Source organism: Microbulbifer sp. A4B17, from assembly GCF_003076275.1.
GTDB lineage: Bacteria > Pseudomonadota > Gammaproteobacteria > Pseudomonadales > Cellvibrionaceae > Microbulbifer.
This window is the reverse complement of the sequence record NZ_CP029064.1, coordinates 2,423,356-2,437,930: the sequence shown is the minus strand read 5'-3', so window position 1 is coordinate 2,437,930 and position 14,575 is coordinate 2,423,356. Positions and strand designations below refer to the sequence as shown.

Annotated in this window: 15 protein-coding genes and 1 pseudogene; 12 read left to right on the top strand and 4 right to left on the bottom strand. The window is 44.9% G+C overall.

The features are described from left to right. The first annotated feature begins 226 nt into the window (after positions 1 to 226). The 9 genes from BTJ40_RS10975 to BTJ40_RS10930 all read left to right on the top strand — a co-directional run bounded on the left by BTJ40_RS10975 (position 227) and on the right by BTJ40_RS10930 (position 6,684). Entirely contained in the window at positions 227 to 1,159 is a 933-nt protein-coding gene (locus tag BTJ40_RS10975; protein ID WP_238152194.1) for a DUF1295 domain-containing protein, read from the top strand. Between the two features lie 395 nt (positions 1,160 to 1,554). Then, a complete protein-coding gene (locus BTJ40_RS22585) occupies positions 1,555 to 1,980 on the top strand; it encodes a helix-turn-helix domain-containing protein (RefSeq protein ID WP_202862886.1) in 426 nt (141 codons plus the stop codon). Positions 1,981 to 2,499: 519 nt separating this feature from the next. Continuing rightward, positions 2,500 to 2,865: a cupin domain-containing protein gene (locus BTJ40_RS10965; RefSeq protein ID WP_108733128.1), complete on the top strand. Its 366-nt coding sequence runs from the start codon at positions 2,500 to 2,502 to the stop codon at positions 2,863 to 2,865. Between the two features lie 183 nt (positions 2,866 to 3,048). After that, positions 3,049 to 3,489 carry a GrpB family protein gene (locus BTJ40_RS23175; protein ID WP_108733127.1) on the top strand — a complete coding sequence of 147 codons (441 nt, stop codon included), beginning with the start codon at positions 3,049 to 3,051 and terminating at the stop codon, positions 3,487 to 3,489. A gap of 434 nt (positions 3,490 to 3,923) precedes the next feature. Beyond that, positions 3,924 to 4,313, top strand: coding sequence for a hypothetical protein (locus BTJ40_RS10955; RefSeq protein WP_157954018.1), 390 nt, complete (start codon positions 3,924 to 3,926; stop codon positions 4,311 to 4,313). Between the two features lie 83 nt (positions 4,314 to 4,396). Next, on the top strand, positions 4,397 to 4,660 hold the full coding sequence (locus BTJ40_RS10950) for a hypothetical protein (RefSeq protein WP_108733125.1): 264 nt from the start codon (positions 4,397 to 4,399) through the stop codon (positions 4,658 to 4,660). A gap of 315 nt (positions 4,661 to 4,975) precedes the next feature. Continuing rightward, a complete protein-coding gene (locus BTJ40_RS10940) occupies positions 4,976 to 5,257 on the top strand; it encodes a hypothetical protein (RefSeq protein ID WP_108733123.1) in 282 nt (93 codons plus the stop codon). A 93-nt stretch (positions 5,258 to 5,350) separates the two neighbouring features. Next, on the top strand, positions 5,351 to 5,674 hold the full coding sequence (locus tag BTJ40_RS10935; protein ID WP_108733122.1) for a hypothetical protein: 324 nt from the start codon (positions 5,351 to 5,353) through the stop codon (positions 5,672 to 5,674). 440 nt (positions 5,675 to 6,114) lie between these two features. After that, positions 6,115 to 6,684, top strand: coding sequence for a DJ-1 family glyoxalase III (locus BTJ40_RS10930; protein ID WP_108733121.1), 570 nt, complete (start codon positions 6,115 to 6,117; stop codon positions 6,682 to 6,684). A gap of 191 nt (positions 6,685 to 6,875) precedes the next feature. Here the strand turns inward: BTJ40_RS10930 and BTJ40_RS10925 are convergent, their stop codons facing one another. Beyond that, complete coding sequence (locus BTJ40_RS10925; RefSeq protein WP_108733120.1) at positions 6,876 to 7,253, bottom strand: hypothetical protein; 378 nt, start codon at positions 7,251 to 7,253, stop codon at positions 6,876 to 6,878. Between the two features lie 136 nt (positions 7,254 to 7,389). Then, positions 7,390 to 8,388, bottom strand: coding sequence for a GlxA family transcriptional regulator (locus tag BTJ40_RS10920; protein ID WP_108733119.1), 999 nt, complete (start codon positions 8,386 to 8,388; stop codon positions 7,390 to 7,392). Between the two features lie 108 nt (positions 8,389 to 8,496). Here BTJ40_RS10920 and BTJ40_RS10915 point away from each other — a divergent pair, with 108 nt between their 5' ends. The 3 genes and pseudogenes from BTJ40_RS10915 to fghA all read left to right on the top strand — a co-directional run bounded on the left by BTJ40_RS10915 (position 8,497) and on the right by fghA (position 10,937). Continuing rightward, entirely contained in the window at positions 8,497 to 8,799 is a 303-nt protein-coding gene (locus BTJ40_RS10915; RefSeq protein WP_108733118.1) for a putative quinol monooxygenase, read from the top strand. A gap of 28 nt (positions 8,800 to 8,827) precedes the next feature. Next, positions 8,828 to 9,628, top strand: a complete 801-nt coding sequence (locus BTJ40_RS10910) for an alpha/beta hydrolase (protein ID WP_157954017.1) — start codon at positions 8,828 to 8,830, stop codon at positions 9,626 to 9,628. Between the two features lie 613 nt (positions 9,629 to 10,241). Further along, positions 10,242 to 10,937: pseudogene (gene fghA, locus BTJ40_RS10905) on the top strand (S-formylglutathione hydrolase). Between the two features lie 69 nt (positions 10,938 to 11,006). Here fghA and BTJ40_RS10900 read toward each other — a convergent pair. Together BTJ40_RS10900 and BTJ40_RS10895 are read right to left on the bottom strand one after the other, a co-directional pair. Beyond that, positions 11,007 to 12,440: an aldehyde dehydrogenase family protein gene (locus BTJ40_RS10900; protein WP_108733116.1), complete on the bottom strand. Its 1,434-nt coding sequence runs from the start codon at positions 12,438 to 12,440 to the stop codon at positions 11,007 to 11,009. Between the two features lie 251 nt (positions 12,441 to 12,691). Continuing rightward, positions 12,692 to 14,401, bottom strand: a complete 1,710-nt coding sequence (locus BTJ40_RS10895; RefSeq protein WP_108733115.1) for an alkaline phosphatase — start codon at positions 14,399 to 14,401, stop codon at positions 12,692 to 12,694. Positions 14,402 to 14,575 lie beyond the last annotated feature (174 nt).

Genomic DNA, 14,575 nt, shown 5'->3' with positions numbered 1-14,575 from the left:
TGCCAAAAGTGGCGGATATCACCAAAAATATGTCGATCATTACACTTACGGCTGATCAACTCAAGTGACAGACTTCTCTGACCATTGCCCGAATACCTCTATGAACGCAGGTGCAAAGCAATGGGAGCACATTGATAGATGGAATCCCGTGTGGACTGGCCAATTGACAGTACTGGGTTCCAATCAATCTACCCCCCTAGATTCAGGGCGTTAGGGAGCGATTTGAATGAAAGAGACTATGGGTTACGTTAAGCCGATGTTGCCATTTCTACTTGGCTGGGGCCTACTCCTATTGAGTAGTGAATTTAGGGAGATCAGTCTGCTTAATGGCATTGCGCAATTAGTGTTGTTTACGTTTGTCGTTTGCGTGCCTGCCTGGAAAACCGAGCGAATGTCTTATGTCGACATCGGATGGCCCATGGGGTTGGCGGTAATTGGTGTACTCACCTTGATGTACACGGATGGTTACTGGTTGCGGAAGGCTATAGTCAGTGCCGTGTATCTATTTGTTGGTTTGCGAATGGGAATCGCTGCTATCAGCTTGTGGAAGAATGGTCATCTCAACCGCGAATTTCCTCGTTATGAATACCAGCGGCTGCGCTGGAAGAGATCAGGCCGGAAAAATATTCCCATGCTAATTCAGGTTGAGGTATTGGTCCAGGGTTTAGCCAATGCATCTTTCCTGGCTTTTCCTGCCTTTATAATCGGAATGAACCCCGTACAGTCTATTTCGCCTCTTGAAATTGCCGGCTTGATGATTTGGCTTGCCGCATTCGCAGTGGAGTCAGTTGCGGATATTCAAAAGTCAGCATTCCTGAAGAAAATGCGTCAAGAAGGTAAAAAAAATATGGTTTGTAATGTGGGGCTTTGGCGTTACAGCCGACACCCCAATTACTTTGCTGAATGGATGGTTTGGAACGGCCTCGTCATCGCATCGATCCCGTCATGGATTGCTCTGTACGATACGATGGGGCAAGTTACCATTTGGCTATTACTCGGTGGGGGGCTACTGTTTGCCTCCAGAATTATGTATACGACCCTGGTCTACTACACGGGTGCCGTACCCGCTGAATACTATTCTGTGAAGAAGCGGCCTGACTATAAGACATACCAGAGCCAAACGAACCGATTTTTTCCTGGGCCCGTTAAACGATTGTAGCCGTGCGGACAGCGGGCATCATAGAGCTAAATGCTATCAATACTGTAGAGAGCCCACACGCTTTACCGCAAGGCGATTATGCACAGAGCAGGTCTTGTTATCTTTGTGGCGAAAGATGCCTCCTCGAAGCCTAAGGATGAAATGGAGATCGGTGGAGTGGTGCTACGTAGTATTAGTGCCACACCTAAGCCGCTGCGGAAAATTTTTCGTTTACACTCCGCCGCTTCGCTACTCCATATTGACCCGCGTGCAAGGCGTTAGAATTTCACCGAATCTACTTACTGTCGCAAAAGTGACGTATAGTTAGCGGGTCTCATTCGCAAATAAGCCGTATGAATTTCCTCTGATACGCCAGAGACTAAACATGTCTCCAAAACTTAGGTCGAGAATAGTAGATGAAAGTTAATGCTGAGCTAATTGCAAAGTTAAGAAAAGGCAAATCTTGGTCTCAAGAAGAGCTAGCCATAGCTTCTGGACTTAACTTGAGGACTATACAACGAATTGAAAAGGAGGCATCAGCTTCATTGCAGTCAAGAAAAGCTTTAGCTTCAGCACTAGACATTGACGTTCAAGACCTCGATTATGAGGAAAAACAAATGAAACCATGCCCAGAGTGTAAATCAGAAAACGTTTATAAGTGCAAAGAATACGTCGACACTACAACAATTGGTGGAGAATTATTACCTAAATTATCATCAAGCATGTTCTCTTCCGCCAAAACTGTTCCTGTAATATGCGGTGATTGCGGTTACTTGAGAAATTTTGTTTCAGAAGAAGCTCTAAAAAAGCTAAAAGGAGCAAAAAATTGGGAAAAAATTTAAACAAAAGAATCGATGAAAAGTTTTAATAAGTCAATATACTTCGCGCCTTCGGCGCCCGATAGCTTACACTCCGCTTCTCTGCGTGGTAGCTACGGGTTGCTGAGGCGCTAACTTCTGTAAGAAACAAATGTAATTTCTGATAAATTCAATAGAAATGAAAACGAGGACTGGGAGCCTGATACCCTTGTACAGATTTGTTTTTCTGGTAAAAATATCACCGTAAAGAATGGATACCGACCTCATTATAATTTTAAAGCTGACTACTTCTCCACTACAATTCATTGGTTTATTGATATAGGGATTGCGGAACCTAACAGGCGCGACCTGGACAAGCTAACGCTCAGCTTAGTTCCCGACGTTAGCAGTACTTACTACTGGGGTGGAAGGAAAGGATATACCGTACTCGAGACACGCTGTAAATACATCCCTGTAAGCTCCTAATCGGCATCCATGCCTCATAGGGTCCCGAGTGCGGTATATTCTTTCCTACTCCCTTTTTAGTAACAGAAGGGATTCTGAATGGATTTTAATGCAATTAATCTCAAAGAGAAGTACACAAAATTTACTGAGCATTGGTCTCCGCGTGTAATCGCAGAGATGAATGATTATCAATTCAAGCTAGTTAAAGTTGAAGGTGACTTTGTTTGGCATAATCACCCTGATACAGATGAAGTGTTTATTGTAATTGAAGGCTCACTACTTATTGAATTCCGTGATGGCAAGGTTGAAATTAACTCAGGTGAAATGTTTGTTATCCCAAAGGGTGTTGAACATAAACCATCTGCAAGAGATGAATGCCAAATCATGCTTGTTGAGCCTAAAGGCGTTGTTAACACTGGCGGCACTGAAAACAGGTTAACGGCAAAAAATGATGTGTGGATTTAGTTTACTGCTAGCAAACAACTAAAATGGATAAGCCAATATTGCGGCGTTTCCGCTACGTATCAGCTTGGGGCAATATCGGCCTACCAGTTAATTTAGCGCCGACAGCCTTTCTTCTTTGAAATGAAAATTGAAATAGAAAACTACAATAGTGCTTGGCCTGATGCATTTTAGAAGGAGAAAGGAATTCTTCTTAATGTAGCAAGCGAATGGCTGTGCAGAGCTGTCGAGCACGTTGGTAGCACTTCAGTTCCTGGTCTATCTGCAAAACCCATCATCGACATAATGTTTGGGGTAAATGACTTACCTAGCTCTAAACCTGCTATTGAAGCTTTATCGGTGATTGATTATTGCTATTATTCATACAGAGATGATATTATACATTGGTTTTGTAAACCTAAGCCTGAATACCGCACGCATCATCTTCACCTCATCCCATTCAAAAGTAATCTTTGGCAAGAGCGCCTTAAATTTCGCGACATATTGCGTAATAACCGTACCATCGCTCAGAAATACGCAGCATTAAAACAAAAGCTTGCCCAAGATAACCCTCAAGACCGTGAAGTCTACACTCAAAACAAATGGCCATTTGTCAAGGCTGTACTATCGGGCAGGATACGCAGCTAAAAAAATAGTTAACCCGACTTCCACTGCGTTGATTCGTTCACTCTTTAATACTACGCTAGCGTGAAAAAACAACTCCGTTTCAACCGGTTAAGCGTTATTCTGGCAGTCAATTTTTAGGTGGCTTGTATTTTCTGCAAGAATTAACCTCTACCTGAGCATACGTCTCCTGAGAGTTTTCCTACAATCTGGCACTATGGCTTCGTTTTAACTCAACAAGCCCTACAAACCGACTACTCCATTGCGGAATGTCAATCAGCCAGTTAACTGGTAGGGAAAATATGGTATTTTTCACAGCAAATTTATCCGGCAGAGAACTAGTAGGTTCTTCTGGGTGTGCCAGTATAACCAAGCCCGGCAAGATCACCCACTCGGTGGCTGGGTTTGGCTGCTTATACTCTACTTCGGCTACTCTTATTCGCGACGTTAGTATAGACATGAAAAAAATACTGGCTTTAGCTCTAATATGTTTGATTTCTGGCAAGGCACTTTCTGATTGCTCTTTTGAATCGCAAAAGGATAGTTACAAACCTGAAATTGCAGCGATCTTGGCAGAGAAAGCGTTTAAAGAGGATAATGTTTACTTCATCGTAGTAGCGGATGGAATTGGCCCTTCTCGCCCAGGCTTCGATATTCCATTTACTTCATGTATTTTTAAAAATACTAAGTGGGAGATACTTTGGGTTGGAGCTGATTCGCAGTATTGTGTTAACCATGAAGATCTTATAGCCCAGGCCAGAAGCTTTGCTCAAAATTTCAACAGGAGTATGGTGCAATTGGCAAGCAATCAACTTCGTGAAGTATGCCCAGAATTCCATAAACATTAACAATCGCAGACAGGATACTCCGGCCCTTGGAGCATCTATAAGTATTATGTGAGAAGGAGTTTTATGATCCCTTCAGTTTTGAAGTGACAAAGATTGGTAACGGTACGCTTTATGTAATGCCTAAACCCTCTGCGGAATGGTTAGCTGAAGACGTCAAATATTTTTCTAAGATAGGAATTTCTAAAGTTGTATCCCTGTTAGAAAATAGCGAAGAATATGAGCTTGGATCAGCTAAAGAACGCCAGGAGATGAAAGCCCATAATATCGAATTCCAGAGCTTTCAAATCAAGGATAGAGGCTTACCAAAGCCACAAGCCTTTAGTGAGCTAATCAATAATCTACACTAAGAGCTTTTAAGTGGTATAGATATCGCAATCCATTGCAGAGCCGGCATTGGCCGCAAAGGTATCACTGCATCCTGTCTGCTTATTAAGGATAATATGTCCTCACAGGAGGCCATTGACATGGTATCTGCTACTAGAGGTATTCCTATTCCCGATACTCAGGAGCAATATGATTTCATTTGTGATTATGAGCATGGCGTAATCATATAACAAGTTAATTAAGTGGGCGCCTGACGGTACAGCTTACCAAAGCGTTATGAGTATGGGAGCTAAAAACTATTATTGAAGGACTATGTGTAGCCTACAACGGAAGTATCTATGGAAGACTTTATTGGAATCATATTTATTTTTCTGTTTGTCGAAGTTATATACTGGGGAATATCGTATAGTACTGGTTACTTGTTGACACCTATAGTGTCATTTGGCAAGTGGAGAGCTGATAAAATTATAAAGGACAAGGGAACCGGCAAGAAAAGAAAGCACCAGACAGGCTTTACATTTATCGAGAGGTCAGGCCAAGTATACCTAGGCGCTATGCCTGTTTGTATTCTAGGCATGTGTTTTTGGCTAATAGCAATACTTGTTATATGTCTCATATAAAAAAGCGCATAACCAAGTGTTCAATTCATTCACTATCGCTCATCGGGATACACTGAAATACGTGCGCCCGTTAATACATCGTTATAAGTGAAAATGAGTAAAGTTAAGAATCCACAAGAAAAGAAAAATCTTAGCTATGAAAAAGATAGAAGAAACTTCTATGGTGAGAATGATAAGAGCAGCCGTAAAAATATCCGTAAGAGGAAAAAACAAAGCTCGCAATTATTTCGTAGAGCTGCTTCCAATCTCGCATGGCTAACAAATCACGAGATAGACGAAACGTTCTCTCAGGAAATAGAGTCAGAAGTTAAAGTCAACGAAAAAATCAGCAGACTCAAAAGCTTTAAAAAAGAACCTGACCAGTCTCTGAAAGAGCATATAAAGTATCAGCAGGGTCGACGCAAAATACATGAATGATAAAATTCACAACAAGTCAATCAAATTCGCTTCAACCCTATGGGCCTCCTCTCTTTTACCGAGAGGAAGCCCACAATTTGCTTCGTATAAACCTGACCCCAAGACCCACTATCTAATCAAGATACACCGCTAGTAGCGAGCAAATTGAGCGAACCTCCTTTCCTGGCGCCGATGGCTACCACACAAATCGATCGCGGCAACAAGTAAAAGGCCTGTCCCGGCGATATCCTGATTGCCATAACCGGCGGCGATCAAGCTAAATGTAGCATCACGTGCACTTAATAAAATTGGAAGAACGTAAATTTCGAGTGCGATGCACCCTACGGTAGGTCTTTTAGAGGAATGATCTTAGCCCGTTAGGGATTCTACCAACTCAAAGATGTAGGATGAGCCTGGAAAGCCTATAAATAGGTTAACCCCATCGTTTTGGAGCTGCGACCGTGCCTAAAATACTGATTCCCGTCGCCGATGGTAACGAGGATATCGAAACCATTGCCATCTACGATATTTTGAGCCGAACGGAGGCAGAGCTGGCCTTGGCATCAATTATGCCGAGTAGGCGTATAACTACCCTGCGTAACCTTGTTATTGAAGCCCCCTGCTCCATAGAGGATTGTTTGGACTCTACGTGGGATCTTATAGCTCTGCCAGGCGGCAAGGAAGGTGCCGAGCAAATGCATAACTCAGCCCCCCTAATAAAGCTTATCCGGGAGCAACTGGAATCGGGTCGCTGGCTAGGGGCAATTTGCACCGCTCCGGTGATCGTTCTTGGCCGGCAGGGGTTAATAACCAATTTTAAGGCCACTTGCTACAAGACTTTTCGCAGCGAACTTAGTCAATATGTGAAGGAAACCAGTGATCAGAGAGTGGTGGTCGACCGGAATTTGGTGACCAGCCAATCACCCGGGACCTCTATCGAGTTCGCTTTTGAACTCGTCACCTGCTTATTTGGGAAAGATCTATCGAAGGAGATTGCACAGACGGTGAATGTTTATCTACCACCTGAATAACCTGATATTCTTCCTGTTTTACTAAGCAGGTTAGAATTTTAAATATATGAACACAGCCCCAAGGCTTTACTCAGAGCAGCACTTGATCAATGAAAGGCAGTAAAATCTTATCTTTGGATACCTAGGTTGACCTACCTTTTAAAGAAGAACTAGCTAGATTGCTTGGCTGGCCAGGTTATCAATATAATCACTCATTTGATGAACTCAGCCTTCAAAACATATCCTCTGCCATCAAGGATTACCTGACAATAATTTTTCCTAGGTACCGCCAAGTCATCCGGGACTTTAGGAACCCAATAATAAAGTCTTCTCCCGGCTTCTGACTCAAATGAAATCTGCCTAACACTCAAATCAGTAGAGTTATCTATGTAATTTTCATGGTATGTTGAATCCAAAGATAAACACAGCCTCTGCAATTTTTTCGCATCATCCTTATCATATGAAAATGATTCTAAAGGTGGATTATTGCCTTTATAAATATATTCAACAACAATCAAATATAATCCCATGACACACGCAAATATGAATAGAGCTTTTAGTTTTTTTATAACACTGAACTTAGCACCCAAAAGATCAATTTTCTCTTATTATGAAAAAAACAGTCTACATTTAATATTTTCTGCCCTCAACCTTGCAGATGAAATAGTTTAACACCAAACTAAATAATTGGGTTGTTTAGAGTTTAGGGGCGTTATCATCCAAGAATCAGCTCTTCTGATTTTTCTGCCTAAATTGACTGGGACTCATCCCCACATGCAATTTAAATACACGTCGGAATACCGCATCATCGGAATAGCCTAATTCGTGCGCAACACTGGCAATTTTATTGGCCGAATTAAGTAAAAGGCTGCGAGCGTATTCCATACGGACGCTATCAATGAATTGTTTGGGTGCTTGGCCTGTTAACTGTTTTAGCCGTCGGTGTAATGTTCGCTCGGATATCGACAGTTCTTTTGCCAGTAACTGACTGCTTAACTGTTGACCGAAATATTGGCGAACCACATTTTCTGCATCCACCAGAAACTGCTCTTTTGATACCTGATAGCCTTTTGGTACATGCAAAGTTTGCGAGCGTGGGTGGGAATCCACAACGGCGAGATCAGCAACTTTGGTTGCGACTTCATCGCCAGCTAGCATCTTAATCACTTGTAGCGTCACATCTACCCAAGATAAAGGGCCACCCGCTGTCACAATTCTCTGATCTACCAATAGTCCACTGGCCCATAGCGGGCAGGCATTGCTAAAGCGGGATTTCAACTCATTGTGTAACCACCAGGTAGTTGTGCATTGTCGTCCATTTAACAGACCCGCTTCACCCAGTGCCAAGACGCCACTACAAGAACCCGCGATGATCGCCCCACGCCGATATTGGGTTCGCAACCATTCGCAGGTCGATTGGTCCAGTAACTTTTCAGGAGGCACGCCAAAGTGGTTGGGCATAAATCCGGGGACTATCACGGCTTCGCAACTGGATATCTGTGATATCCCATGGCTTACAGCAAAGTGCCTGCCCTGCCCGTCTATAATGTCGGCGCCATCAGCACTGGCGACTACGATTTCGGGGGACCAGGATTGTTGATAGGCAGGGTCCAGTGAGTGCTGGCTTTCGGATAAGCGGAGGCCACCCAGGGCAAACATATCCTGAACGCCAGCCAGGGCCGACGACAAAACTCCTGACATAGACAAGATGACTATCTGGGCCATAAATCCTCAAAGTGGCGAATTTTGTCTGATCATTGTCTTTTTGGACACTGATAGTCAAGTCTAAGCTTCTCTTAGGATACTCATCACCAAACAACGTGAGAGAAAACAATGACTGAAGCTAAACTGGCCATCGTGGCACTGATTGACGCCAAAGCGGATAAGGCTGATGAGGTAAAGACGCTGCTCACCTCAGCCCAACCGCTCGCTGTGGAAGAGCAAGGAACCCTGAGCTGGTATGCCGTACAAATCAACGCTACGCGATTTGCTATTTTCGACACGTTTGGCAATGAAGACGGCTTGACTGCGCACCTTAACGGCAAGATCGCAGCAGCATTGCTTGGCAAAGCTGATGAACTGCTCGCATCAGAACCACAAATTATGACTGCGGATATCCTCGCATCTAAAGTCTAAGGAAGCCTTGAAAAACCAGGAGCCGACTTTGGAAACCCCTATCGTCTTTATCCACGGGACCAATGCCGGCCCCTGGACAATGGAGAACTTTCACCAGCATTTTGAAGAGGAAGGATTCCGTTGTCACAGCCCAAGCTACCGCTACCATGAAAATCTAAAGTCAGAACAAAAACAGCAGCACCTTAAAGGACTGAGTATCACCGACTACGTTGCTGACATCAGGGCATTTGTACAATCTTTAAATCAAAAACCTGTACTGGTCGGCCACTCCCTGGGCGGTGTTATTGCACAGAAATTGGCGACTATGGATTTGGCACGGGCAATCGTGTTGCTTAACGGAAGCGTAAACTGGGGAATACTGCCCACCACAGAAGAAGAGCGTGCGCTGGGCAAGTTGTTCATGGCTGCGGGTGAATTTTGGGATGAAGTCATGCTACCGGATTTCGCGACAATGGCGAAATTCGGGTTGAATAAACTTAATCCAGACGACCAGCACAAGGTCTTTGATCGATTAGGTCCTGAATCTGGGCAAGTACTATTTGAATTGTTCTTCTGGATTTTTGACAACAATAAAACAACCAGGATTGACTATCAAAAAATCAATTGCCCCACTTTAATGGTTTCGGGAACCGATGATCTGGCAGTCCCCCCTTCCACGGCACAGTTAATCGCTGAGCAACAAGGTAAAAATACCACCTTCTTCCGAGCGGAAGGTTATGGTCACTATTTAATGCTGGAACCGAAGTGGAAGCGGATTGCGGCATTCTGTAGTAAGTGGGTAAGCCAACAACTTGAAAAAACCACCTCTACTGGTAATAAACTATTGTGAACCCTTTGCTACACCATACCCTAAATCTACCTCCTCCCTTTTCTCAAGTTAGATGCTTAGCGAGATAATCGATCAGCAGCCTTACTTTCGGCGCGATATATCGATTGCCGGGATACCCCTTCATCCCTATCTTCGAGATCACTTAAAAGGGTGATTAACTTTCCTTCAGCGATATGTTGCTCGATTTAGTAATCTGGCAACTGCACAACCCCCAGGCCTCTAAGCGCAGCATCTAAAAGCGCCCCGCCATTATTGTAGCGAAGGCTACCTTTTACCCTAAGGTTTTTTCCCTTCCCTGGTATTGAATCGCCAGTAATCCAGTGTACCCAGCAGGCAGTTGTGCTTGTTCAATTCCGGCAAAAAGTATCCGCACCGTAATTCACTTCGATCAATAACCAGCAATGATCAATTGGGCCATCTCTTGGAGGTGGTCCTATTAGGGCTATCCAGCATGTCTATTAAAAATATCAGTGCCAACCGGAGTTTTCGCGGCTGGCACAAGCAGTACCTTCACTACTCTCAGTCATTAAACTGCGAGATGCGTTTTGCTATTTATTTGCCACCGCAAGCTTCACAAATAAACAAGGTTCCGGTGCTCTCCTGACCGTCGGGTCTGACCTGCACCGACGAGAATTTTATGCAAAAGGCAGGAACCCACTGCATTGCCTCCGAGCTGGGGATAGCCATTGTGGCTCCCGACACCAGTCCCCGTGGTGAAATTGTTGCCGATGATGAAGCCTATGACCTGGGGCAAGGTGCTGGATTCTATATCAATGCCTCCTAAGCGCCCTGAATTCGCCACTACCACATGTATGATTATGTGGTGGAAGAACTGCCGGCACTTATCGAGACCACCTTCCCTGTGACAACACAGCAGGCCATTGCAGGACATTCAATGGGTAGCCATGGTGCACTGATGATCGCCCTGAACAATCCGACAAGTTATGTTTCCGTATCGGCCTTCAGCCCCATTAGTAATCCCACTCAGTGTCCATGGGGGCAAAAAGCCTTTGAAACCTATTTGGGTAGAGATCGGGATAGTTGGCGCAGCTACGATAGCAGTGAACTGCTCAAAAATGCTGAAAAGCCTGTACCGATGTTGATGTTGATGGATCAGGGGGAAGCCGACAGCTTTCTAGTTGAACAGCTAAAACCCGAGGCACTCGAAGCGGCAGCTAAAGCAAGTAACTACCCGCTCCAACTTCGCCGCTATTCCGGTTATGACCACAACTATTACTTTATCGCCAGCTTTATTGAGGGTCATGTTCGGTTTCATGCCAAGTACCTCTGCCAGATATACCCAAACTAATAAATAAGGTGAATCTTAAATCCAAGGCCTCAATTGCAAGAGTTGGAGGCCTGATAATCTTTTAATTTTTTAGCTATTTAACTCCCGCACTACCATCAACCGCTCCTCGGTCATATCCGCAATCGCCCAACGTACTCCCTCTCGACCAAGGCCTGAATCCTTGACTCCACCGTAAGGCATGTTATCGACCCGCCAGCTAGGTACATCACCAATAACCACTCCGCCAACTTCCAAGGTATCCCAGGCTTGCTGGGCTTTGTAAAGGTCGCGAGTAAATATGCCAGCCTGAAGGCCAAAGGCGCTGTCATTTACCTTTTCTAAAACATCATCAAAACTATCGAAGGGCTCCAAAATTGCAACCGGCCCAAAAGCTTCCTGCTGCACAATAGAGCAATCATGGGGAACGTTTTCCAATAGTGTTGGATCAAGCATGGCGCCATCTCGGGTGCCTCCACAAAGCAGGGTCCCTCCAGCCTTAACCCCCTCTTCCACCCAGGTGTGTAAACGTGTTGCCTCTCCCTCAGAAATCATTGGGCCAATAAACGTATCTTCTGAACGTGGGTCGCCTTTGTTAAGCTTTTTAGTTCGCTCAATCAAGCGTCGCTTTAGGTCTTCATATAAACTACAGTGTCCGTAGATTCTCTGAACGCCAATGCAACTTTGGCCGGACTGGTAGAAAGCCCCAAAAATCAGACGCTCTACAGCATCATCGAGATCTGTATCTCGATCGATAACGCATGCTGCGTTGCCTCCCAACTCTAAAACTACTTTCTTGCGCCCCGCCCTGGCCTTTAGATCCCAGCCTACCGAGGGTGAACCGGTAAAGCTCAGCAGCTTGAACCGGTCGTCAACGGTAAAAAGGTCTGCCCCTTCCCGGTGGCAAGGTAATACAGAAAAAGCACCTTTGGGCAGCTGTGTTTCAGCCAGTACTTCAGCAATGATCAATGCCCCTATGGGCGTCCGGCTTGCAGGTTTTAGTACAAAGGGGCATCCAGCAGCAATGGCAGGTGCTACCTTGTGAGCGGCAAGGTTCAAAGGGAAATTAAACGGCGATATAAATGAACAGGCACCCACCGGTACTCTCCTGATATACCCGCGATAGCCCCGCGAACGCTTGGATATCTCAAGGTTGATAATCTCACCGTTGATACGCACTGCCTCTTCAGCAGCCACATGAAATGTATCGATTAAACGCAGTACTTCGCCCCTTGAATCGTGAATAGGCTTACCTGCTTCAATACACAGAGCTTCGGCCAGCTCTTCAAACCTTTCGCGAAAGCGCACAACACAGTGCTGCAAAACTTCCTGCCGGGTGTAGGATGGCAAGTTGGCCATTGGTTTTTCTGCCAATAGTGCCCAGTCGATTGCACTATCAATAACCTTCACATCAGCCATGGCGACACGGGTAGCTACCTTGCCCGAGTACTTATCGGTGACCTCGAGATCGGTATTGGCATGTACAGCTTCATTAGCCAGGTAGTAAGGGTAAGCTTTTTGCAGCACAGTAATATCCTTTTACTTGATGTCTTGGGCTATCAAGAGTGCCCTGACGCCAGATACTGCTTTGCGCCCATCGTCGGGTATAGATGACCCACAGGCATATATCAACTGTGTGGTTACTGGCGCACCAATCCTACCGCAAAAGTAGAATTGGTTTGACCGTACTGACCAGGTAGGAAGAAGAGATAGGTATAGTGGGATTTTGTGAAGCCGGGGGCTAAGGCCCCACGACTTCGATATTAAGTGGCAATCGGCTATTTTTCAGTTAACCACATACCAACAGGCTCATAGTTAAACTTCTTATATACGGTCTTTTCGATATCCGGGTTGTCGCTCTTCTTATCAATGCTGTATACAGTCCAGTTCAATTCATCAACATTGAACTCAATCACTGCATACCCATAAATGTCACTAACAAAATCTTTGACATGTGGATTGTTTACCTGAACCCCGCCATTGAGCAGTGAAGTAAACACACTGCCAACATCAATACCCTTCTCCACTGTATCGTTGAGATTCGGAGAAGATATTGACGGTGTCATCAACTCAACACCAACCAGATTGTCATAGTCCCAGTTACTGATTTTACTGAAATCTACTTTCAGATAAGAAGCAATGCTGGAATGCAGGTCCCCTGTCAGCACCACAAAGTTGTCAACATTGCTGTCCTTAACCGATGAAAGGATCTGCTCTCGCTCCCACTGATAGCCATCCCAGGCATCATAGTTGGCGTAGACAAGTGAACGTCCCAAAATCGTCCCAGCTAATTGGGCCAGTAAGGTTTGGTTCCCCCACACTTTCCAGCGCGCGTTGGAATTCACAACTCCATCAATCAGCCAATCCCGCTGGGTTTTACCTAACATGGTCTGGGTATCTTTTTCGTAATCTGTACACCAATAATTTTCCCAAGCAGTTCCATCTGTACACGGCTCCTTGGTTCTATAGGTGCGGCTGTCTGTCATATACAGATCAACCAAGTCTCCAAACTGGAAAGACCGATAAATCTGCAAGTAATCAAAAGCATGGCTTGCGGATTCATCGACTTTTACTCGTGCAGGAACATACTCAATCCAGGCCTGCTGGGCATCACGACGCAACTGGCGCAGCACGTCAGGGTTATTATCGCCAGTCTGGTAGGGGTGAGATGGAACACCCAGAGTATCCCGCTCGTAATCCCAGTAAGCATTATCTGCGGTTTCATGATCATCCCAGGTGATGATAAATGAATGCATTTCCATCGCCCGCTGGAGGTTCTTATCCTTGCGGTACTCCTTATAGATATGGCGATAATCTTCTAGGTCCATCGCAACCGAACCGCCAGAAGGCAGCGACAGAGGATGTACTACTGAGCTTTCAAAACCTTCATACTGGGCATATTCATAGATGAAATCCCCCAAATGCAGTACACAATGGACATCTTCATCCGCAATATGGTTGTAAGCGTTGTAATAACCGGTGGTGTAATCCTGGCAGGTAACCACTGCCATCTTGATATTTTCCAAGCTACCGCTAGGCAGTGTATGGCAACGGCCAGTACGGCTACTGAGGGATCCATATTTGAAGCGGTAATAATAACGCTGATCAGGAGATAAATAGCCTTCCACGTCGATGTTAACGGTGTAGTCGCGGTCCGCCGTAATGTCGCTAGCATTAATTTCAGCGCTTAGTATTGGCTGGGCAAATTCCTCATCCAGCGCCACATCCACAAATAAAGATTGACCAGCTACATAGGAGTCGGGGTTAATATGTGTCCATAGAACCATCCCGGTTTGGCTCGGGTCTCCCGAAGCCACTGATAAATCAAAAACAATCCCATCATTGTCAATTTGATCGGCAAATGTGGTGCCGCCCAGTACAAAACGTGCATAGGTTTCGCTATCAGTGTCCGCGAGAGAACGAACCGTGAAGGGGGTCAAAAGTGCAACACCCATAGCCTGGACAAAAGTGCGGCGGGAGATGGTCATAAATCAACTTCCTGTCGTTAAAAATCTATAAGAATCGGCAAGGGGCCGGATTCTATAGAAGAACGTACCAACAAAGAAGTTTAATTTTTTAAAAGACATTAGGGTGAATATGACTTAATTTAACTTAATACATTAAAGTCAGCATAAGTATTTTTTGATTTTTACATTACTGTA